The following is a 22726-nucleotide window of genomic DNA, read 5'->3' as shown; positions in this document are numbered from 1 at the left end:
CCCCCGATTAATATGTCAATAATTTTTATGCAAATCAAAACAATTTTTTTATAAAAAATGTCAAATGTTTAATTAATTAAAATATAATTGTTTTTATAAAAACAACCTTTATCCTCAATTCTACTACAGATTTTTTGAACATAGAATATATGATATAACTTATAATAAATATAAACATGAGCAACAAAAAAGAAGTGAGGTATCACTTCTTTTATAGATTCAGTTAAGTTAAATAATTTATTTTAGATAATGGATTCATCTTTCCAAAAAATAGTTGTTTTTCAGAAAGTTAAACTAAGTATCACTCTTTCAGACTATCTTTCTCCAGTCATCATCAATCTTATTATTTGTTACTTCCCAAGAAGAGTTAAGCTTAAAAATGCTTACTTCTTTATGTTTATCTCTTGTATCATAATATGATAGCCTTACTTCATCAAAATCTTCACCTTTAAAATCTTTCTGTAGCAAAATAAATTCTAAATCGAATCTTTTGATTTCGTTACCGTTTAATAAGAAAGAGTATGACCCATTATCTCCAAAGCTTTCTTTTCCTTCTTTAGTATCATAATGAGTTGCCTGTACCATATTACACATATATTTATTTCGATAATATAGGGATAGATTTAAATTTCTTATAATTTGTTTAGTTGACTTTGTATTGTGCAATTCTATCCACAAAGGAACATCAAATACCATCCCACTTTGTGATTCACTAAATCCCCACGCCTCCCTTGTCGATTTATTATAAACTGATTTAATGTAGATATGAACTTTTCCTCTATTTGATAGTATATACGTAAAATAAGTTTGAGCAAAAAATCCAATTAAAGTAGAAAATAATGATATTAGAGCACCAATTATGAGCAAAGAAACTTCTTTGTTTTTTAAAATTTCCACTAAAAAAATTCCCCACTACTTCCATCAAAATAAAGTTTTCTAGTAATTTCAGCATTAACTTTACTTAGTTCATCTTTAGTTTTGTCAGATGTATCAATATCAAGATTATCTAAAACACCAAATTCTTGCTCTAAATCCAATAAAATTTCAATTATTCTAAACTTTACATTGCTGATTAACTCAGAAAAATTTGTTCTACTTAAAACTTGCTCTAATCTGACACATTTAATGTATCCGTTGCTATTCTTATTAACCATACCAGCGCATTCTATTAAATTATATGATGGCTCCCTATCTTTTTTTAAAATCTCTTCTACAGTATTTATTCCATCTAAAATAACTCTATTCTCTAGAATCTCTCTAATTTCTTTAGTAAAATATGATTCTGATAATGGCTGATTTGTCACTTGAGTACTAGCATTAAAGCCAGTGTAAAGTATCATATATGATATATTCTTCCGATAGTTAGGAATCGTATGTTCTTCTGAGTATCCGTTTAACTCCCTTTCTATCCATAGAAGAAGCTCCTCATTTTTCAAGGAGTACGTAATTACTAACAATCTATGTAAAGCACTCTCCAAAGAAATATTATCAAGTGCTATATCTTTAATTATTTGACTTTTTGCCATTAGCCCAATCTCCTTTGTCAGACAGATTTTTTATTTCAGTATATCACATTGCTGACCTAAATTATTGATTCTGTTCTACTTAAATACCGAAAAACTCTAATATTCTTATTATCCGAATCCAAAGTAACCTGAAAATGAAAATAATGGTCTCGACCATCTACCGACTTTTGCTTATTGAGCCTAAAATAATTCTTATGAGATAAAGCCATAGACAATAGAATATCATCTTGAGCGAGAAAAAGATGAAGAAGAGAGGTATTTTAACCAGTCATGAGCTACCTCAATGGCTTAACGCTATTGAAGAAGACCTGCATAATGGTGACCTAACATATATGGATTATTCCCTTTTCTATACAACTTTTCTGCTTTCAGATAGGAAATCTGAAACATATGCACTTCAATGGAAACATATTGACTTTGCTAACAATAAGATTTATATTGTACAGGCACTAGATAGATTCGGTAATGTAAAATCTACTAAAGGTAAGAGAAAGACAAGTTTTATTGTTTCCAATCTCTTAATGACTATTCTTGCTAAATGGAAAGAAGAACAAAAATCAATTCTTAAAAAATATAAAATCCGCCAAACTAATAAACAGTTTGTCTTTACCTTTGAAGATAGAAAAGGAGGTGTTAATAAGCGACTTCATATTGATTATTTAAATTATAGAATGAAATCTATCGAAAGACGTCACACAGCTGCTTCATTAGCCAAATTGGCTGGGTATTCTTTTAGTCAAATTTCAGAAGCTCTTACACACAGTGATTCAGAGACCACTAAAGGTTATATCAATGTCATTGACACTATCCCCAAAATAGTTGAAGAAATTGCCTACCGAAATCTGAAAAAATAATGGTGTGAATTTGGTGTGAAAAGTGGTGTGAACTTTGCTAAAAAATATCAAAAAAACACCCCATGGTGTGAACCATGAAGTGTTGTAAATGCAGTATTGTAGCCGTTTCTTAACGTTTAGAGAACTGGCTAGCTTTACGTGCTTTCTTAAGACCTGGTTTTTTACGTTCAACCATACGTGCGTCACGCGTAAGAAGACCAGCGCGTTTCAATGAATCACGGAAATCTGGATCAACTTGAAGAAGTGCACGCGCGATACCGTGACGGATCGCACCTGATTGACCAGCATATCCACCACCTACAACGTTAACGAAAACGTCATATGAACCTGCAGTTGATGTTACTGCAAATGGTTGGTTGATAACTAAACGGAGGTCAGCGTGTGGGATGTACTCTTCTACATCTTTTTTGTTGATAGTGATTTTACCAGTACCTGGAACCAAACGTACGCGTGCAACCGCGTTTTTACGACGACCAGTACCTGTGTATTGTGCTTGTGCCATTACTTAGATGCTCCTTTCCTCTTAGATAAGACCTGTAATATCAAGTACTTCTGGTTGTTGTGCAGCGTGTGTATGCTCACCACCTACAAATACTTTCAATTTCATACCTTGCGCACGTCCAAGAGTGTTGTGCGGAAGCATACCTTTAACAGATTTTTCAATCAAACGAACAGCATTTTTAGAACGCAATTCACCTGCTGAGATTTGTTTCAATCCACCTGGGTAAAGTGAGTGAGTGTAGTAGATTTTATCTGTTGCTTTTTTACCAGTCAATTTAACTTTTTCAGCATTGATAACGATAACAAAGTCACCTGTATCAGTGTGAGGTGTAAATGTTGGTTTGTTTTTACCACGAAGTACGCTAGCAACTACTGCTGAAAGGCGTCCAAGAGGTACATCAGTAGCGTCAACTACATACCATTTGCGTTCAACTTCACCTGGCTTAGCCATGTATGTTGTTTTGTTCATGATTTCTCCTATATAATCGTTTTTGTTTACTAGGCGGATGTTCCGGTCCGCGAGTTATTTGAAGGGTTCCGGGGCCTTTCAAATGGGGTAAACAATACCGCTTATAATCATACCAAAATTTAACCTCAATCGTCAAGTCATTTGCTAGGATTTTTTTACTTTTCACCAAATTAAATTTTTTGTTTATACTATTAAACTATCCTCTGGTATATCGTATCTAAAACAAGCACTAAACCTTCCATTTTGGGCCTCATTTTTTAATAGCGTTTAACGTGAAACGAAAAACGGCTGGAGCATTTCCAACCGTTTTTTTCGTAACCATTAATTAATTGTGATCATCATTATTTTCCCAACTCGTCTAACATATCTTGTAGTTGATCGAGTTGGTCTGCATTCCAAGGACGTAAAGGGGGCTTGGTCAAATCCAAATCCTTTTTAAAGCTTGCGACGTCTTTTCTTAATTGGTTAACATCTTTTTCCAGCTCTCTGGCTGAAACCCTCAAAGCTCCTTGGGAAAAGATTAACCATTGTTCATTCAAATCACTGGTTGCCACAGATACACGCGTTGTGAGGCGATTGAACTGACCTGCCAAACGTTCAATGTAGGCATCGGCAGTTTCCCCTTCTTCTGTAAAAACAACCTGTAGCTGATAGTGATCGTAAACCTGTCTAACACCTGGGACATATTGGGCATCAAAAACACAGATAATCTCTAACTCTTCAAATCCAGCATAATGACTCAGTTTTTTCAACAATAGGTCACGCGCTTCTTCCAATTGATTGGTTTTAAAAAAGTGCTTAGTCTCTTGCCAATAAGCAATCATATTATAACCATCAACAATCAAAATACGACGTTTCATCTTAGCCACGATTTCTAAAAACCTCATACATCAACAAGGCTGCTGCTACACTAGCATTGAGACTTTGGACATGTCCATTCATAGGAATCGTCACCATCTCATCTACCTGTTTTTTGATATTAGCAGAAATCCCCTTGCCTTCATTGCCAATGATAAGAGCAAGTTTTCCTGACGTGTTCCATTGAGGTGATGGTGTGCCGTCCATATCAGTCCCAAAGACCCAGAAACCTGCTGCTTTAAGCTGATCAAGAGTCTGACTAAGATTAGTGACACGAGCAATAGGGATATGTTCCACTGCACCTGTTGATGTTTTAGCAACAACTGGAGTAACACCGACGGCACGATGTTTAGGGATAATCACACCACAAACATTAGTCGCATCTGCTGTTCGCAAGATAGAACCGAAGTTGTGTGGATCATTAAGACCATCTAAAATGAGAATAAGGGGATTATCTTCCTGCTCTGCTTTTTCTAAAATCACAGACAGCTCACTATAAGCAAATTCGGATACCCGAAGAACAAATCCTTGATGGACGGCTCCTTCTGTCATCTCAGACAAGGTTTTTTTAGGCGTCCAAGAGATGGAAACTTTTTTTTCTGCTGCTAGTTGTTTGATTTTCTCCACATTTTTCCCACGAAGGTCATCTTGTAGATAGAGTTTATTTCCTGTGTTGGCAAGCAAGCTTTCTGTCACTGCATGCACACCATATACGATATCATTTTGTTCCATGCCCTTATTATAGCACAGTTTTAACTCACTAGGAGCTCCAAAGCCTATCCATTCTAAAAAAGCTGGAGAAAATCCCCAGCTTTCTGCTCAAGCATCATCTTTTGATAGGACTAGCTTAGACTACATTTTATGTTTTGGATGGTAAGTTTTAAACAAACCAACAAGACCTGCAATTAAGAAGCTAACAAAACCAGCATAAGTAAGGTAAACTGAAGTTTCTTCCCCTGTTTTTGGTAGAACAGATTTACCAGCACGTGTGACAGGTTTAGTCGCTCCTTTTGTTGCTCTGCTAACACTGGATGCGCTGGCTTTAGTTGCAGCTTGACTAGCAGTCTGTTGACTTGCTGATACTTCTGAAGTTGAAGAAGCTGCACTAGTAACGGCTGTAGATGTTGCAGTGGATTGACTAGCAGATGCTTGAGTTGATTGACTTTCAGAAGCGACCTGGCTAGCTGAGGTACTAGCAGATGCTTGAGTCGATTGACTCTCAGAAGCGACCTGGCTAGCTGAAACACTTTCTGATGCGGCCACACTAGTAGAGGTAGAACTTTCTACCGCTTGACTTTCAGAGCTTGCCACAGTGCTAGTAGATGTCGCAACACTATCACTGACAGATGCAGAAGCCACAGTAGAACTAGATTGACTGGCTACTTCTGAACTGGCTGTAGTTGATGTTGCTGTAGGTTGGTAGGTAAACATAGTGGTACCACTACGTAATCCCACACCTGCTTCATCTAGGTTAGCCTTGATAACATAATCCCCTGCTGGCATTCCTTTCATTGTAAACCAAAAATTAAATGTGGTACTACCTTTTGGAACGGCATAAGTGATGTCAGAAACCACTTTACCTGAACTATTTAGCAAATCTACCTTAAGATTTCCACCAGCAGTTAGGGCGCTAGGTAAGGTAACAATCATTTTTGTCTGATCGTTTTCACTTACTGTTTCAATCAAAAAGTTCACATTATCAGTGGTAACAGTTGCCATAGATGCTGTATCAGAAGTTGTAGCATTATCAGCAAAAGCCACAACTGACGGACTTCCAGCCAACAAAGCCATAGTAGCTAAAGATGTTACAAATAATCTACGTGATTTCATCATTCTCTCCTCCTCATTTTAGTACTCTTTATACTTCTATTATATACCTTTGTAAGCGTTTTTCAAGCAATTATACAAGATTTTTTACTTTTTTATGACAAATTATTACAAATATTACAAAAACAAAAAAAACGGATGCTTATCATCCGTTTTTCGTTTCATTTTCTTGTGACTCGATCGTTTGAATTGCCCACTGAATCAACTCTTCTAAACGCTCAATACGCTCTAACATGTGAAGATAGCCCATGACGGCTTCAAAGCCTGTGGACATCCGATAGGTAATCACATCTGCATTTTTTGCTTTTGTATGACTAGTAGCATTACGGCCACGCTTGTAAATTGCTTCTTCTTCTTCTGTCAAAAGGTTTTGTGTCATCCATTGAGTTGCTAAGTAAGCTTGTGCTCTGGCAGAAACATACCTTGTAGCCTCACGATGTAATTGATTGGGCTTAGTCTGCCCCTTAAAGATCAAATACTTTCTAATATAGGTGGAATAGATGGCATCTCCCTCAAAAGCCAAGGCGATACCGTTAATCAATTTGACATCAATCACGTGTCCACCTCACACCATCTTTGGTATCAAGAAGTTTTATCCCTTTTTCTGCCAATTGGTCACGGATGCGATCAGCAGTTGCAAAATCACGATTGGCACGCGCTACTTGACGCTCCTCAATTAATCTTTCAATATCAGTATCAAGTTCCTCTTCTTCAAAGACAATGCCAAATACAGCCAACATTTTCTCAAATGCTGCTTTGATAGCCTCAGTATAGTGACCTGAATTGATCCACTTAGCCATATCAAAAATTGCTGTAATCCCATTAGCTGCATTAAAATCATCATCCATGGCTGATGTAAAGGCTGAAATATACTGATCCAAAGCCTCTATATCGGTATTATCCGTAAAGGGTTGTTGGTAAGTATTTTTGAGGTATTTCAAATTTACCTCCGCATCATGAATGGCCTTGTCTGTATAATTTAAAGGGCGACGATAGTGCTGAGTAGCCAAAAAGAAGCGTAAGATCTGCCCATCAATTTCTTGAAGCATATCATGAGCCGTCAAAAAATTACCTAGTGACTTGGACATCTTTTCATCATTGATGTTAAGCATAGCATTGTGCATCCAATAATTTGCAAATTTTTTGCCTGTTTTTGCTTCTGACTGTGCAATTTCATTAGTATGATGCGGAAATTCTAAGTCTGCACCACCACCATGAATATCAATAGTATCTCCTAATAATTCTGTCGCCATTACAGAACACTCGATATGCCAACCTGGACGCCCAGCTCCCCAAGGGCTCTCCCATGAAACTTCACCTGCTTTAGCAGTCTTCCAAAGTGCAAAATCAAAGGGGTGTTCCTTCAAATCAGCCTCATTATCCACACGTCCAGAAGCACCTGCTTCCAGATCAGCTAAAGTCTTATTAGCTAACTTTGCATAGTTGTCTGATTTTGCCACACGAAAATAAACATCCCCTTTTGACACATAGGCAAAATCTTTTTTAATCAACTCTTCCACAAATGAGATAATCTGATCCATATAATCAATCACGCGCGGATTGCTAGTAGCAGGCTTGACTCCTAGAGCTTTGACATCTTCTTTAAATGCAGCAATAAACTGGTCTGACAATTCCTTAGTTGTCACACCTGCTTCATTTGCCGCTTTGATAATTTTGTCATCTACATCTGTAAAGTTAGAAACATAGGCCACTTCAAATCCACGGTATTCAAAGTAACGACGGATAGTGTCAAAAGCCACCACACTACGTGCATTACCAATATGAATATAGTTATAAACCGTTGGTCCACAGACATACATCTTAACTTGCCCTTCTATCAAAGGAGAAAATTCACGTAGGGAACGCGTTAAGGTATCATAGATTTTTATTGTCATCTCTTATTATCCTCTTTCATCATCCTTTACAAGATGATCTAGTTTACGCTTTTTGACAAAGGCTAAAGCTACACTTGCTCCAGCAAAAACAAGCCAAAACAAACCAAGTTGCCACTGATGATCTTTAAAATGTAAAAGCATCAACACCAAAGCTAACCCAACTGTCAAAATATTGATCCAATAATTTTTCCAAATCATCTTAATCACCTAAAATAGCTTAAAGTCTAGCAGAATGATAACTTTCTTCACGCCTTTGCTCAATCGTTTTAATAGCAGTTTCATTTTTTTGCCCATGAACACGGACCACCTTAGCAGGAACGCCAACCACTGTCACATCAGCTGGCACATCAGACAAGACTACTGCGGCCGCTCCAACCTTAGCATTTTCTCCAATCTCAATAGGACCAATTAACTGAGAGTGGGCAGAGATTAAGGCGCCTCTTCGGACTGTCGGATGGCGCTTACCGACATCTTTTCCTGTTCCTCCAAGCGTCACACCATGATAAAGCATGACACCTGACTCAACAATAGCGGTTTCACCAACCACCAAACCGGCACCATGGTCAATAAAAACACCCGGTGCAATCTGAGCTCCTGGATGAATTTCAATATTGGTCCAAAAACGCCAAAATTGACTGTGCATCCTAGCCAGCAGTTTAAAATGATGATTCCACAAAAAATGGGATAAGCGATGGGCCGCTAAAGCCTTGACACCAGGGTAAGTTAAGAGAACCTCCAAGCTTGTTCTCGCTGCTGGATCATTTTGTTTTACAATATCAATCGTTTCTCTCCACCACCCCATAGTGTCTCCTTTATCTTTACTGTTTAATCATTTCCCAAGTCAGCATCACCATGTCCTCATTAAAAGGATCAATCACAATGCCCTTGGTATCATCAATATCATTTTCACCCATTTCTGGATGGATCAAATCTGCTATTTTCCAAGTCATCACACGCCCTTGGGCTTGCCTAAAGTTCCCACCGAAATCGTCTTGATTGTACCATTTAGCAAAACTCATCAAATCTGAAAAGACTGGCACATAACTCTCGCCATCTGGATTAGACATGGTTGGAAACAAACGATCCTCACTTCCATCCTCAGTTGGATGAATGAAAGCTGGAATCAAATAGTATTTCTCTAACTGATCTGCCGCCTTATTTTTCTCCCCCATAATATGATTCAAGGTTAGGGTAAAACTATTTACAAACTGAATCATGTCATGGCTAGCAAAAAAAGTTGAATTACCAGCATCTCCTCTTTGCTTTAAGTTAAACACTAAACCAGCCAAACCTAGCTCAATCACCTCACGTAAAACATCAAGAGCTGAGCGTAATACCCACTCTTGATTTTTCGCACTGGCTTGACTTTCTTGAAAGGCTAGGCAGTCTTCCTCATCTGTAAAAACAGGGGTCACACGCTTGCCCTCAATTTCCACTGCATAAGCTTCCTTACTAGCTAGGACAGGAAAAGCATGGAAACAATTGACGAGACCAATACTTTCTAAATAGTTATCTGGTGCATTGATAAAAGCACGCAAACGCAGATCAAATTCTTTATTTAATTTATTTGTCATGGCTTTCTTCTTTTTTCTCTACTTTTGGTGGACGTGGTAAAAGAGCTTTCATTGAAGCATCGACACGTCCTTTATCGTCAACTTTGATAACTTTAACAGTGACCACATCTCCAACCTCAACAAGGTCCTCAACACGATTAACACGGCTCCAAGCCATCTCTGAGATATGAACTAGGGCATCCGTCTTATCAAACAAGTTGACAAAGGCTCCGAATTTTTCGATCCGCACCACTTTAGCTTCATAAACTTCACCAACCTTAGCTTCACGCACAAGGTTAGCAATAATCTCTTTAGTTCGATCAATAGCTGCTTGATCAGAAGAGTAAATTGAGACATTACCTTCTTCATCGATATCAATCTTGACACCTGTTTCAGCAATAATCTTATCAATCGTTTCGCCACCTTTACCGATAACAATCTTGATCTTATCTACATCAATCTTGATGGTATCAATTTTTGGTGCTGTCGGTGCCAATTGAGGACGAACTTCTGGAATGGCTGTATGAAGGACATCCAAAATTTCAAAACGGGCTTTCTTAGCTTGAGCTAGGGCTTCTTCTAAGATTTGTGGTGTAATTCCTTCAATCTTGATATCCATTTGAAGGGCTGTAATCCCCTCACGCGTTCCCGCTACTTTAAAGTCCATATCACCAAAATGATCTTCAAGACCTTGAATATCCGTTAGGATCGTATAGTTTTGACCATCTGAAATCAAGCCCATTGCAATCCCAGCAACAGGGGCTTTAATCGGAACACCTCCAGCCATCAAAGCCAAGGTGCCAGCACAAATAGAGGCTTGAGAGGATGAACCGTTAGACTCTAATACTTCTGCAACCAAGCGGATGGCATAAGGAAACTCTTCCAAGCTCGGTAAAACTTGCTCAAGGGCACGCTCACCTAAAGCACCATGACCAATTTCACGGCGACCAGGAGCCCCATAACGCCCTGTCTCACCAACAGAATATTGTGGGAAGTTGTAGTGATGCATAAAGCGCTTTTTGTACTCGTCATCAAGACCATCTACAATTTGAGTTTCCCCCATCGGAGCAAGTGTCAAAACAGATAAAGCCTGAGTTTGCCCACGGGTAAAGAGACCTGAACCATGAACTTTAGGAAGGAAATCCACCTCTGCATCCAAAGGTCTGATCTCATCGACACGACGGCCATCAGGACGAATCTTATCTTCTGTGATTAAGCGACGTACCTCAGCATGTTCCATTTGCTCAAGAATTTCTGCAACATCACGCATGATACGCTCAAACTCTTCTGACTCCGCAAATTTTTCTTGGTACTCAGCTGTCACACGCTCTTTGACAGCCTGAGTGGCAGCTTCACGCGCCAGCTTTTCTTCTACTTGAACAGCTTGTTGGAGGTCAGCATTGTACTGAGCCACAATCTCTCTTTGTAAGTCAGCATCAACTTGCAAAAGTTCAACATCCGCTTTTTCCTTACCAACAGCTCTAACGATTTCTTCTTGGAAGGTGATTAAATCTTGAATAGCCTCATGACCTTTTAATAGGGCCTCAAGCATAACCTCTTCACTCAATTCCTTAGCCCCTGATTCCACCATGTTAATGGCATCTTTGGTACCTGCTACTGTTAGTTCTAAAGCAGAAGCTTCTTGTTCAGCCTTGCTTGGATTGATGATAAAATCTCCATCAACATAAGCCACTTGCACACCTGCAATCGGTCCGTTAAAGGGAATATCTGAGATAGATAAAGCCAGTGAACTTCCAAACATGGCTGCCATTGGGGCAGAGGCATTTTCGTCGTAAGAAAGAACCGTGTTAATCACCTGAACTTCATTGCGAAAACCTTCTGCAAACATCGGACGAATCGGACGGTCGATTAAGCGAGCTGTCAGGGTCGCATCTGTTGTTGGACGTCCTTCACGCTTGTTGAAGCCACCTGGAAATTTCCCTGCAGCATACATCTTTTCTTCATAGTTAACTTGAAGTGGGAAAAAATCACCTGTTGCCATCTTTTTAGACATGACCGCTGCTGTGAGTACCGTAGACTCTCCATAGCGGACAAGAACAGAGCCATTAGCTTGCTTGGCCACTTGTCCAATCTCAACGACTAAAGGCTTCCCTGCAAACCTTGTTTCAAATACTTGTTTTGACATAAATTGTCTCTCCTCAATTTGATTTCAGATACGTCCGTTTTCTACAAAGACCAATTCAAAGCTACTTTTGAACTCGGCTTTGCATAAAACCACGTATCTCGTCTATTTTACCATAATTTTCAGAAAAATGTAGAGGGATTAAGACTCAGACACAAAAAAGAGTAGAAAAGAGACCCGAAACGATGTATTTCGAGTTCTTTTCCACTCTCAAGTATGAACTAAAGATTTTGGTTTAATATATTTTATACCTAAGCCTGATGAAAGGAATCACAAAACTCTAATACTATCCAATTAAAGTTTGATAATCAGTAGCTGTCGCAATAGATAGAGCACTTTCCTGCTGCTCAACTAGGGCAGGTAAAGTTTGGTGTCCATCTAAAACATCTTTTAAAAGCATAATAAGTTGGTCGACAGCACTTGAAAGGTATACATGCTGTTTTGCAACATATTTAGCGTGATGAAGTGTATTTACAAAAGCTAGAATAAGCATCTTATTTTCAAAGGCTGTCCGAACAGCTGACAAAATCTCACTTCCTTGGTTAATATCTAAGTAGATATCGCATTGATCTTGTAATCGTTGAACCATAGCAGTTGATATATTAGGATAGAGGGTAACATTTGAATATTTCCCTAAATCTGTCAAGCGACTGGACATCTCCGTAACGGCCCCAACATGAAAATGTAAATTCGGTAATTGTGCAACCAACTTAGGAAGTTGTTCAATTTGATCCGAATTTGTAAAGATTAAGGCTTCTTTTCTATTTTTATTTTCTCTCGTTGTAGGATAAATAACTCCTAAATAAGATACCTTATGAGCTTGATTTTCTGGTAGTAGAGAGGAAATTTTGGCGTAAATAGCTTTATCTTGTACCATAATTTTAGTTTGATTATCAATGTTATTTAAAAGAAGCTGCATATTTCCTGGAATGTCCGAGCCAATTTCTTCTTGCCAAAAAAGAATATCCTTTCTACTTCCCCCCAGTTGATGGGCCACCAAAAATGGAGTAGATAAAGAATTATAAAAAATGCGGTCTAGCTCAAATTGTGCTTCTTTTAGATAAAATACAATAAATTCTGACCTAGATTTAAAAATATAAACCTGGTTTTTATAATTCAGTGTCACATCTCCTGTATGATGATTTTCTACTAACACTTCTTGATTATCTGCATTAAAATAAGATGTTAAAACTGCCTGACCATCAAGATTATATACTGTTTGAGCAAAACGATAGCCTTGCTTATTATAGCGGTCTGTTAATCGTGTTTTTCCCCTATCATCATACCAGTCTACCGCTTTTACCAAACGCTTATGACTAGGAGTGGTATAGTGAATATGACCCTTCTTTTCTGCGTAGTTATAGATTTCACCTTGACTATTATTCCCTCTTATTTCCCAAAACTCTGGAACTGAAACTTGGTTAAAATATAAAGGGGTCTCCTCAGCTCTAGGATCAAAACCTGTGAAAAATAAATAGGGTGATGTAACATCATTTGGAAGAAAACCATCATCATTAATCACAATAGTAGGGTTATTGTACCCAGATACCAATAAGGAGTAATGTAAATCCCAACTGTCCTGTGTATATGTATCAAATAAATTTATCATCCTTTTGTCATCTCCTCAATCAATCGACCCCAACGTTCTTCAATTTTGGATGTCAGAAAATTCTCCGCAATATGGTAGGATTCTCCTTGCATGGCTGGACGATCTTGACGTTGGAAGAAGGTGATTAACCTCTCTGAAAATGCCTTGACGATATGCACTTCCTCATCGATTTCAAATGTCGGCAACAAGTATCCATTTTTTCCTTCAGATATAAAAGTTTGGTTCCCATAGCGCACATCAAAACCAATCAATGGTAGACCTGATCCAACAGCCTCTAAAAGAGTCAGACCAAAACCTTCACTCTTAGAAGCAGACAGATACAATTCGTACTGCTGATAAATATCTGTTAGATCCTGATGTCCTTTTAAACGAATATAGCTTTGAGCTTCACTTTCATCAATAATCCGTTGGATTTTAGCTCGCTCTCCACCCTCACCATAAATATCAAAACTCAATTTAGGGATAACTTTTCTAGCCTCTATGACAGCTTTCACTAGCCAATCCACATGCTTTTCTGAGGCCAAACGAGATGCAGTGACAATACTATATGCTGTTCTGTCACATTGTGGATAGCGAAGTGTATCTAAGCTCCCTACAGGAATCGTAACAATATTAGGAATAAACCCTTTGTACTTAGCAAATTGATCTGACATGACCTCTTTTTGACGTTCAGTAGCTGTTATAAAAAAATCTACCTTATCTGCGTTAGTAAATTGGTAATCGTAGTAATTGTTCCATAAAATCGTTCTATCAGTCACCGCATTTTCACTAAAATGCTCTGCATGGACAACTACACCGAGTTTGGCTGGTTTACTATAGCGAAAAACACCCTGTCCTGTCTCTGTTGCACGATCCAAAATCACGACATCATCAGATGTCAACGCTAGGTTTTTCATAAAGTAAGCAATAAACTCCTCTTTGGAGTTCAAGATAGCATCCGCCATGCGAAAAACACTATTTTTACCGTCAATGATTTCATCATATGCTACTGAACCATCTTCATTAAAAAAACGACGTTGATAAAGATGAGCTCTTTTATCACGAGGAGTATAATACTCTGTGAACATCTTTGTATAAGAATAAAAATCTTTTCGAATTAAATTTCCGCGTGATACAAACTCCACACGATGTACGCGATCATCCTCTTCTTTACAGAGATAGGCTGTCAAAAAAACATCCTGTTTTTCATAGAAAAAGCGAACAATCTTTCCCTGTCTTTCTTTGCGACTTAATTCTCCATGATATTTAGCTTCTAAATCTGCTAAAGTAAAAGTTGTTGGAGCTACTTTTATGTCTGTAAAAAAACCATAAAGCCAAATAATTTCCTCATCCTTAAAACCAATATTGCGAGTTAAATCAGATAAGTTTTCCTGAGCAAAAAAATCTGTAAAGACAAATTTAGCTGGAATATTGAGATTTCTAAAGACATTAGCACGGTAAGCTTGAGCGTATTCCACACCACTACTTGCCCAACCGATTCCTCGATTAATATTATAGACTGTCATGTCAATCCTTTCCTTGAAAAAATATTCTCTCAATGAGATCTATTTTTAGAAATTATACCATATCTTTAACATTACTTAAAGTTTGATGGCATGATAAAATGGTTTATTGATCTCCATCATACAGAACATTCTAGATTTTAGACAAACTAAAAGCCTGACAAGAATTGTCAGACTTTTAGTGATTTTCATTTGATTAACGACGTAATCCAAGTGAGCTAATCAATTCACGGTAACGGTTAACATCTGTACGACGTAGGTATGCTAACAAGTTACGACGGTGACCGATTTTTTTCATCAAACCACGGTAAGTTGCGTGGTCTTTTTTATGTTGTTTAATGTGATCGTTAAGGTGGTTGATTTCCCAAGTTAATACTGCTACTTGAACTTCAACTGAACCAGTATCACCTTCGTGACGTGCGTATTGTGCAATGATTTCATTTTTTTTCTCTTTTGAGATTGCCATGATATTTCTCCTTTTATTGCTTAATCCGAGTTTTAGGGTTTGGCTAGCCTAAAACCAAGAAAAAGTTGGTATGTCTTTTAGACACTAGTTATTCTATCAAATCTACCTGATTTCTGTCAAATATTTCTTTTAATAAGTTCAATAGATGGATTAAATAACATATTAGATGATCTTATCTTGACCTCTACTGCCTTACTTTTCATGGATTATCAAAACAACCTCTTCATACTATAAATTCTGCCAAATAAAATTTCAAAGACTTACAAGAAGATGGGCTGAATCCTAAATAGATATTTTTTACTAGAAATACCTTGGGACAAGAAAGTTTTTGACTTTTTTCAGATTTCTTAACACTCCAAATACAATTAACTATCTTAATATTATCAGGTTGACCGGTGTCGTAAATAAGCCTTCCGTACTTCCTCAATCCCTAAAATTGGCAAAGGACATAAAAACAAGTATCCCCATTGCCACATACTCAATGGTGCCGTGTGAAAAAGAGAATTTAATACAGGAAGATATGTCAAAGAAGCAAACAAAACAATTTCAAAGACCATACCCAGATTGATTGTAACATTTGAAAACAACTTCAACTTAAAGACAGATTGGGTCAGTGTTCTACAATTAAGTACCATTCCTAATTGACAAAAGATAATCGCCCCTAAAGTCATTGTTGTCGCTTGACGATAAAGAAAATCGTTTGCTAATAATTGAGAGAGACTCACTTGATGTCCTATACTTGTAAAGAAGAATGCTCCCATAGCAAGCCCTGCTTCCATCAATCCATACCAAACAAAAGCTTTTATCAGTAACTCTAAATGTAGGAGAGGGTCTGAAATATTTCTAGGAGGACGACTCATTAGACCTTCTTCAGGCTTTTCAACCCCTAACCCCAAAGCAGGAAGCATATCAGTACCTAAATCTATAGCTAATATCTGCATCACTGTTAAAGGTAATGGAATAGCCCCTCTAGAGAAAAGGAAGGTAGCAGAAGGTACAGCCTCAGATGTATTACTGTTAAAAATATAAGTTAAAAATTTTTGAATATTATAATAAACAGCTCTTCCTTCTTCTACCGCTTTTACTATTGAAGCAAAGTTATCGTCCGTTAAAATCATATCAGCCGATTCTTTGGCAACATCTGTTCCCGTAATCCCCATTGCAACTCCAATATCAGCTTTTTTCAAAGCGGGAGCATCATTAACACCATCACCAGTCACAGCAACTACGTGTCCTAGAGCCTGTAATTGACTAACAACCCGATATTTTTGCTCAGGTGCCACACGTGCAAAAACAACTTCATCTAACAAGACTTGTCTTAACTCCTCATCAGACATTCGTTTTAATTCTGCTCCTGTCACCACACGAGGACTATCTCCTCGAACAATCCCTATACGTTTTGCAATACTGACAGCAGTCAATCCATAATCACCAGTAACCATAATAATACGTATACTAGCATCATGACACTTAGCAACAGCTGCAGCAACCTCTTCACGTGGTGGATCAGACATAGCAACAAGTCCCATGAAAACTAAATCATATTCAATTAACTCAGGCGTATAGTCAGAGACACTTGTAGGAAGACTATTTGCTTTTTCTAAATCACGATAAGCTACTGCCAAAACTCGTAATCCTTGCCTTGCATAAACATCATTTGCCTGCATAATAGCAGCTCGGTCTTCTTCCATCATCGGTCTCACAATGCCTTTATCCATAATCCACGGACATAAATCAACTAACTCTTTTGGTGAACCTTTGCTAATAGCTAAATAAGATGTTGATTGAAAAGATCGACTTAGTTGATGAATTGTAGTCATTCGTTTACGACTAGAATCAAAAGGTAACTCCCTGATACGTTTTGCCCAATTCTCATTATCTAAGAGAGACAGACCCGCTTTTTTAGCTAAAACAATAAGACAAGCCTCTGTTGGATCCCCCAGTACACTGTATCTTGAGTGTTGTTCATCAGGTTCTATCACTTTAGCATTGCTACACAATGCTGCAAAACGAACGAGGTACTCTAAGGTTGAATCTTGTGACAATTCTACTATGTCATTAGAGGTCTTTATACTCCCTTCTGGAGTATAACCTAAACCTGTCACTTGATATTCTTGGCGTCTAGTCCAAACATGATTTACAGTCATCTCATTTTGTGTTAAAGTGCCTGTTTTATCAGAGCAAATGACAGATGTTGCTCCCAGAGTTTCAACAGATGATAATTTTTTTTACAAGTGCATGGTCTTTTGCCATTCTCTGAACAGCCATTGCAAGAGATAGGGTAACAGTTGGAAGTAAGCCTTCTGGAATAAAAGCAACTACCATCCCTAAAGCAAAAATGAAAGCTTGGGCTAAAGGTTCTTTCACAAAAACAACAGCTGCTACAAAAAAGAATAGACCTATAGAAACAGCAATCATGGAAATCTGTTTGGTTAAATGATCCAACTCTTTTTGCAAAGGACTTTTTTCATCTGACATAGACTGTGTCAGATGAGCAATTTTGCCAAATTCTGTTGCCATCCCAATTTGACTCACCACCACTTTACCACTACCATTTGAGACACTAGTTCCTGCAAAAACCATATTGTTAAACTCTATTGGAGTGATGTGGTTATCTAAGATAGGTGTCGTCATTTTACGAACAGGGTTAGATTCTCCCGTTAAAGCTGATTGATTAACTTGTAGATCTGTCTCAAATACTACACGCCCATCTGCAGAGATTTTATCACCTTCTTCAATCAGCATGATATCTCCCGGAACAAGCTCCTCAGCCAGTATCTGATCTTCTCTTCCATCTCTCAGAACACGCACATAGGATGGAAGCATTTTTTTCAATGCTTCTGTAGCTCTGCTTGCACGATATTCTTGAAAAAAAGAAAATAAACCATTAATCACATTCACTGACCATATCGCAATTCCTAACTGGGGTGTCTCTGTCAGAAAAGCAACTAAGCCTCCTGCCCAAAGTAAAATCGCCATCATACTAGTAAAATTCTTAATAAAAGTTAACCAAACCGCCTCGTTCTTACTCTCGTTTAGACGATTCGGTCCATAAGTATTTTGCCTAGATTTTACCTCTGCTTGAGTTAAACCCTCTTTGTGACTAGACATAAAAGAATAGACATCTTCAGCGGAGCATTTTTCAATGCCTCGGCTAGGTATTTTCCATCCATTAGCCATTTTTCCTCACCCCGATTTCATTCCATTGAGGACTGGATTATTTATGCCTTTATTATACTCCTTTTAAAAAAAGCTAGCACATTAAACATTGTAAAAAACTAAATTTTTTTACAATAAAAATTGATAGATTTAATCTATATAGTCTTAACTACCCCTGCCTACTTTTATGTATTGGATTCGTAAGGAAATGACAAATTAATAAAATCATACCTAAGCCTATGCTGAGAAAAGCAAAATAAGAAAAAGTTGCGCCAGGCTGTTCACTAAACTGACCAAGTAACTGATCAACAATAGCAGATATCCCCCCGCCTAAATTACATCCAAGTAGAACTAGCGTTGTTGCTGTTATCAACTGATTCCTTGGAATACGCTCTGATATCACTTGAAATACCCTGATTACCCCCAAACAATAAGTAAATCCCGTTATCATAGCCCCTAAGGTTAAATCCCATATAGAATTAGACTGCCACAATAAGGCTAAACCTGTTCCTAGTATTACTAAAACAATTGGTAGCAGATAATTTTTCAGTAATTCCTGGAGCTTATTAAATATCATGCCCGCAAAAATTCCCATCAACATCATTGAGCTTAAAACTAAGCTTGAATCCGTGCTAGTTCCAAAATCTAATTGACTTACGACTTGCGGTATGCGTAATGTAATGACACTATTTATCAAAATAACTAAACCTGCATAGGTTGACATGGCAATAATATAAAGTATTTGTTTAAAAGATAGAGATTTTTTCTCTAGCTGATCCTCCTTTTGATGTTTTTTCTTAAGAGGTGGAACAAATAGTAAATAAAGTAACAAAATAAAAAATCCTATACTATAGACAAGATAAGCCTGCGACCAAGATTGAACCATAAGCTGTCCCACAAAAAATGTTAAACTGGCTGACCCCAACACTTCTGTAGAAGCTCTCATACCAAGCATTTTAATCTTTTCTTTTCCACTATAACGTTCACTAATGATATTAATCGCATGAGCATTAATAAGACCTATACCAATTCCTAAAAAGATCCTTCCTACAAATACTAGATGATATGAACGTGTTAGCACAGGTATACTTCCCCCAACCGAAAGTAACAGTAAACCTAAAATAATAGTTTGATGTTGAGATAAGAACTTACTAATAAAGGGGGTAAGAAGCAAAACCCCTATTACAGCAAAAGAAGGCACTGAAAATAAAAAACTAACCTGACCTGCTGTATAGCCCAATCCTTGATAATACTCTATCATCTTAGGAAGAGCAGGTGAAACTGCAAAGGTGGAAACTAACATAAACGATAAGGAGAGAAGGCTAATCTTCTCTAGCAATTGTTTCATACAAACTCCTAAACTTGTTTTTTCTACTATATTCAGTATAATCAATAGTAGAAACATCACCTATGACATCTGTCACATTTGAGGAGATAACATGAAAGAAATTGAAAAACTATTAAAAGAGTTTCAAGTAGAAACCTTGTTTCCTAAACACTACTTTCCTCACCTTATCCTAAAAGAATTTTCCAAATCCGACTACCTCTGTCATCAAGATGAAGAGCTAACCACTATTTCTTACGTCTTAACAGGACGCATTAAAATCGTTAAAAAGTTAGCAAATGGAAAAGACTATATCTTGGATATCAAAAACCCTCCAACCATTATCGGAGATATTGAACTTCTAACCAACCAAACAGCCTCCTCATCTGTCATCGCTGAAACTAAGGGACTCATGCTCTCTCTTTCATTAAATCAACAAAAAGAGGTCCTTTTATCAGATCCAAGCTTTCTATTGAGATTAGCTAGGGGCCTAGCTAACGCCTTACATGAGCAAAATACCAAAACTTCTACCAACCTCTCTTACACCTTAAAAGAGCGTTTGGCCAGCTATATTCTCACACTTGAGGAAGACAAACCCTTTACTCTACCACTAGCCACCCTAGCAGATTCTTTTGGTGTTAGCTACCGCCATCTTCTGAGAGTTTTAAAAGAACTCATTACCGACGGGGCACTTCGTAAGGAAAACAATCGCTACCGCATCAACGACCGAAAACGCTTAGAAAAATGGCAAATCCATGCTTAGTGGCTCACCCTTTCTTTATCCCCTATTTTGTGATAAACTGAATAAGAAATGAACAAGGAGAAACACATGTCTGTTATAAAAAAACTTACCAAAGCTAGTCATCTTATCGATATGAATGATATCATCCGTGAAGGCAATCCAACACTTCGTGCGGTGGCAAAAGAAGTGAGCCTACCACTTAGTGATGAGGATATCATTTTAGGTGAAAAAATGATGCAATTTTTAAAACATTCTCAAGATCCTGTTATGGCTGAAAAGATGGGATTACGTGGAGGAGTTGGCTTGGCGGCTCCTCAGCTAGATATTTCTAAACGCATTATCGCTGTTTTAGTCCCTAACCTAGAAGATGAAGAGGGAAATCCTCCTGCTGAGGCTTACAGCTTACAGGAAATCATGTATAATCCTAAGATTGTCTCGCATTCTGTTCAAAATGCTGCGCTTTCAGATGGAGAAGGTTGCTTATCTGTTGATCGCCCCGTTGAGGGTTACGTCATCCGCCATTCACGTGTGACCGTGGAGTATGTTGATAAAAATGGTGAAAAACAACGCATTAAATTAAAAGGTTATAACTCAATTGTGGTCCAACATGAAATCGATCATATCAATGGTATCATGTTCTACGATCGTATCAATGAAAAAGAACCTTTCAAAGTTGAAGATGGTCTGCTTTTAATTGACTAAATAAAGGAGCGTCATGACACAATTAGATCTTCTAAATCTCATAGCATCTAATCCTGATTTCATGACTATTTTAAACATCATCGAATCTCTTCAACTTAAGGACTGCTGGCTAGCAGCTGGTAGCATTCGAAATGCTATTTGGAACCATCTCGATCAAAGCCCCCTCTTTGATCAAGAAACAGATTTGGATGTTGTCTTTTTTGACCCTGATCTATCTTATGAGGATACCTTATGTCTTGAGCAAAACCTCATCAAGCGCTATCCTCACTACCATTGGGAATTAAAAAATCAGGTCTATATGCATCACCATAACCCTAACACCAAGCCCTATACTAGTGCTCGTGATGCTATTTCAAAATATCCTGAAAAAGCAACTGCCCTAGCACTACGCCTGACAGCTGGTCAATTGGAACTTTTTGCCCCTTATGGGTTAGAGGATGTTACACACTTTATTTTAAGTCCTACTCCTCACTTTAGCCAAGATTCTGAACGCCTAGCCTTATTTAACAAACGGCTTCAAAAGAAAGATTGGCAGAAAAAATGGCCTAAACTAACGATAATAAATAGCGATTAGAAAAATCTAATCGCTATTTTTATGTAAAACCAGCCTTGTCTTAATCCCATCAACATCGACAAAAGCCACTTTGTGGCTGGACAAGTGAAGATCAAGACCAGCTACTTGAGCTCTTTTAATCACCTCGTGAAAATGGGAGAAATCACTATAATAAATAGTATAGTAAGCTAATCCTGGCATCCCTTCCTCACGCTTGGTTAGATTTTTCCCTCCCCATTCATTGACGGCAAGGTGGTGGTGGTAGTTACCAGAAGCCAACCAAGAGGCAGATGGAACGGTGAAATTATCTCTGACAGCTAGAACTTCTTGGTAAAATTTGCTAGAAGCAGCGCTTTCTCGGACAGATAGATGGACATGGCCCATACGACTACCAGCAGGCATCTGATAGGCTGCGTCAGCTTTTTTCCCTAAAGCATAAATCGTTTCAGCATCCATTGGCTCAGATTTTCCAACAATTTGACCGTCAGCTCGAACATCCCATGCATCTTGTGGCAGGTCACGGTAAACTTCGATGCCATTGCCTTCGGTGTCGGCTAGGTAAATGGCTTCGCTGTAACCGTGGTCGCTGGCGCCTTGGAGGGGAATCTTATTGTCGATAAAGTGACGGAAAATGGTGCCCAAGTCCTCACGGCTAGGTAGGACAATAGCCAAGTGGTAGAGACCGTAGCTTTGGCTAACTTCGCCTTTCTGCTCGGTCTGAATCAGGCGGACAAGGGTGGTTTTTCCAACACCAAGGTCAATCTGGTTGGGGCTTTGGGAGAGAACTTGGAGACCCAAGACTTGTTGGTAAAACAGGCTTTGGAGTTCTAAATTACGGACATTGAGGGCAACATGGCCCAGTTCAAATTGGGAATTATACATGGAAATACCTGACTTTCTTAATTAAATAAAATGTATAAACATCATGAATTATTCATATACTTATTATAGAAGTTACATCTTAAAAAACAAGTACTTAATTTTAGTAAAGCTAGTATCTTTTATGAAGTATTGTGCTAAGATAGGTAATTTGAACGAATATT

The 22726-nt window shown here is 37.9% G+C and carries 22 protein-coding genes and 2 pseudogenes; 4 read left to right on the top strand and 20 right to left on the bottom strand.

Going from position 1 to position 22726, the window contains the following annotated elements; genetic code table 11:
- Positions 1-309: 309 nt before the first annotated feature.
- The 3 genes and pseudogenes from ACVRWY_RS03145 to ACVRWY_RS03135 all read right to left on the bottom strand — a co-directional run.
- Positions 310-897 (bottom strand): hypothetical protein, encoded by a 588-nt coding sequence (locus tag ACVRWY_RS03145; RefSeq protein WP_354367599.1) that lies wholly within the window; start codon positions 895-897, stop codon positions 310-312.
- Positions 897-1526 carry an AbiTii domain-containing protein gene (locus ACVRWY_RS03140; RefSeq protein ID WP_354367597.1) on the bottom strand — a complete coding sequence of 210 codons (630 nt, stop codon included), beginning with the start codon at positions 1524-1526 and terminating at the stop codon, positions 897-899. Before ACVRWY_RS03140 ends, ACVRWY_RS03145 begins: the two co-directional genes overlap by 1 nt.
- A 56-nt stretch (positions 1527-1582) precedes the next feature.
- Positions 1583-1753: pseudogene (locus ACVRWY_RS03135) on the bottom strand (DUF5960 family protein); the annotation flags it as partial.
- A 15-nt stretch (positions 1754-1768) separates the two neighbouring features.
- Between ACVRWY_RS03135 and ACVRWY_RS03130 the strand changes: the two are divergent.
- Complete coding sequence (locus ACVRWY_RS03130; RefSeq protein ID WP_435533029.1) at positions 1769-2380, top strand: tyrosine-type recombinase/integrase; 612 nt, start codon at positions 1769-1771, stop codon at positions 2378-2380.
- A 109-nt stretch (positions 2381-2489) separates the two neighbouring features.
- Here ACVRWY_RS03130 and rpsI read toward each other — a convergent pair whose 3' ends face one another.
- The 16 genes and pseudogenes from rpsI to ACVRWY_RS03050 form a co-directional block, all read right to left on the bottom strand.
- On the bottom strand, positions 2490-2882 hold the full coding sequence (gene rpsI / locus ACVRWY_RS03125) for a 30S ribosomal protein S9 (protein ID WP_354367595.1): 393 nt from the start codon (positions 2880-2882) through the stop codon (positions 2490-2492).
- Between the two features lie 21 nt (positions 2883-2903).
- On the bottom strand, positions 2904-3350 hold the full coding sequence (rplM, locus tag ACVRWY_RS03120) for a 50S ribosomal protein L13 (protein ID WP_354367593.1): 447 nt from the start codon (positions 3348-3350) through the stop codon (positions 2904-2906).
- Between the two features lie 341 nt (positions 3351-3691).
- Entirely contained in the window at positions 3692-4210 is a 519-nt protein-coding gene (locus ACVRWY_RS03115; RefSeq protein ID WP_354367650.1) for an NYN domain-containing protein, read from the bottom strand.
- 1 nt (position 4211) lies between these two features.
- Complete coding sequence (rlmB, locus tag ACVRWY_RS03110) at positions 4212-4940, bottom strand: 23S rRNA (guanosine(2251)-2'-O)-methyltransferase RlmB (RefSeq protein WP_354367591.1); 729 nt, start codon at positions 4938-4940, stop codon at positions 4212-4214.
- A 120-nt stretch (positions 4941-5060) separates the two neighbouring features.
- On the bottom strand, positions 5061-6038 hold the full coding sequence (locus tag ACVRWY_RS03105; RefSeq protein ID WP_354367589.1) for an LPXTG cell wall anchor domain-containing protein: 978 nt from the start codon (positions 6036-6038) through the stop codon (positions 5061-5063).
- Between the two features lie 142 nt (positions 6039-6180).
- On the bottom strand, positions 6181-6591 hold the full coding sequence (locus ACVRWY_RS03100) for a Mini-ribonuclease 3 (protein WP_354367587.1): 411 nt from the start codon (positions 6589-6591) through the stop codon (positions 6181-6183).
- Positions 6584-7930, bottom strand: coding sequence for a cysteine--tRNA ligase (cysS, locus tag ACVRWY_RS03095; protein WP_354367585.1), 1347 nt, complete (start codon positions 7928-7930; stop codon positions 6584-6586). The genes ACVRWY_RS03100 and cysS overlap by 8 nt, the downstream gene beginning before the upstream one ends.
- Before the next feature lie 6 nt (positions 7931-7936).
- The gene (locus ACVRWY_RS03090; protein WP_354367583.1) at positions 7937-8128 is read right to left on the bottom strand and encodes a hypothetical protein; all 192 of its coding nucleotides are present in this window, start codon (positions 8126-8128) and stop codon (positions 7937-7939) included.
- Positions 8129-8147: 19 nt separating this feature from the next.
- Positions 8148-8732, bottom strand: a complete 585-nt coding sequence (gene cysE / locus ACVRWY_RS03085) for a serine O-acetyltransferase (RefSeq protein ID WP_354367581.1) — start codon at positions 8730-8732, stop codon at positions 8148-8150.
- A gap of 16 nt (positions 8733-8748) precedes the next feature.
- Positions 8749-9504: an SseB family protein gene (locus ACVRWY_RS03080; RefSeq protein ID WP_354367579.1), complete on the bottom strand. Its 756-nt coding sequence runs from the start codon at positions 9502-9504 to the stop codon at positions 8749-8751.
- Positions 9494-11629, bottom strand: coding sequence for a polyribonucleotide nucleotidyltransferase (gene pnp / locus ACVRWY_RS03075; RefSeq protein ID WP_354367577.1), 2136 nt, complete (start codon positions 11627-11629; stop codon positions 9494-9496). The genes ACVRWY_RS03080 and pnp overlap by 11 nt, the downstream gene beginning before the upstream one ends.
- Positions 11630-11912: 283 nt before the next feature.
- Positions 11913-13235, bottom strand: coding sequence for an accessory Sec system glycosylation chaperone GtfB (gtfB, locus tag ACVRWY_RS03070; protein ID WP_354367575.1), 1323 nt, complete (start codon positions 13233-13235; stop codon positions 11913-11915).
- The gene (gene gtfA, locus ACVRWY_RS03065; RefSeq protein WP_354367573.1) at positions 13232-14740 is read right to left on the bottom strand and encodes an accessory Sec system glycosyltransferase GtfA; all 1509 of its coding nucleotides are present in this window, start codon (positions 14738-14740) and stop codon (positions 13232-13234) included. The genes gtfB and gtfA overlap by 4 nt, the downstream gene beginning before the upstream one ends.
- A gap of 193 nt (positions 14741-14933) precedes the next feature.
- Positions 14934-15203 (bottom strand): 30S ribosomal protein S15, encoded by a 270-nt coding sequence (gene rpsO / locus ACVRWY_RS03060; RefSeq protein ID WP_008535715.1) that lies wholly within the window; start codon positions 15201-15203, stop codon positions 14934-14936.
- Between the two features lie 383 nt (positions 15204-15586).
- Positions 15587-18383, bottom strand: a pseudogene (locus ACVRWY_RS03055) (cation-translocating P-type ATPase).
- 148 nt (positions 18384-18531) lie between these two features.
- Positions 18532-19710 (bottom strand): MFS transporter, encoded by a 1179-nt coding sequence (locus ACVRWY_RS03050; protein ID WP_354367571.1) that lies wholly within the window; start codon positions 19708-19710, stop codon positions 18532-18534.
- Positions 19711-19801: 91 nt separating this feature from the next.
- Between ACVRWY_RS03050 and ACVRWY_RS03045 the strand changes: the two genes are divergently transcribed.
- The 3 genes from ACVRWY_RS03045 (at position 19802) to ACVRWY_RS03035 (ending at position 21704) form a co-directional block, all read left to right on the top strand.
- Positions 19802-20449, top strand: a complete 648-nt coding sequence (locus ACVRWY_RS03045; RefSeq protein ID WP_354367569.1) for a cyclic nucleotide-binding domain-containing protein — start codon at positions 19802-19804, stop codon at positions 20447-20449.
- 66 nt (positions 20450-20515) lie between these two features.
- Positions 20516-21130, top strand: coding sequence for a peptide deformylase (def, locus tag ACVRWY_RS03040; protein WP_354367567.1), 615 nt, complete (start codon positions 20516-20518; stop codon positions 21128-21130).
- Positions 21131-21143: 13 nt separating this feature from the next.
- Entirely contained in the window at positions 21144-21704 is a 561-nt protein-coding gene (locus ACVRWY_RS03035) for a nucleotidyltransferase family protein (protein WP_354367565.1), read from the top strand.
- A gap of 6 nt (positions 21705-21710) precedes the next feature.
- Here ACVRWY_RS03035 and ACVRWY_RS03030 read toward each other — a convergent pair whose 3' ends face one another.
- Entirely contained in the window at positions 21711-22565 is an 855-nt protein-coding gene (locus ACVRWY_RS03030; RefSeq protein WP_354367563.1) for a VOC family protein, read from the bottom strand.
- Between the last annotated feature and the right edge of the window lie 161 nt (positions 22566-22726).

The sequence above is a fragment of the Streptococcus porcorum genome, assembly GCF_053203725.1.
This window is presented reverse-complemented; position numbering and strand designations above follow the sequence as displayed.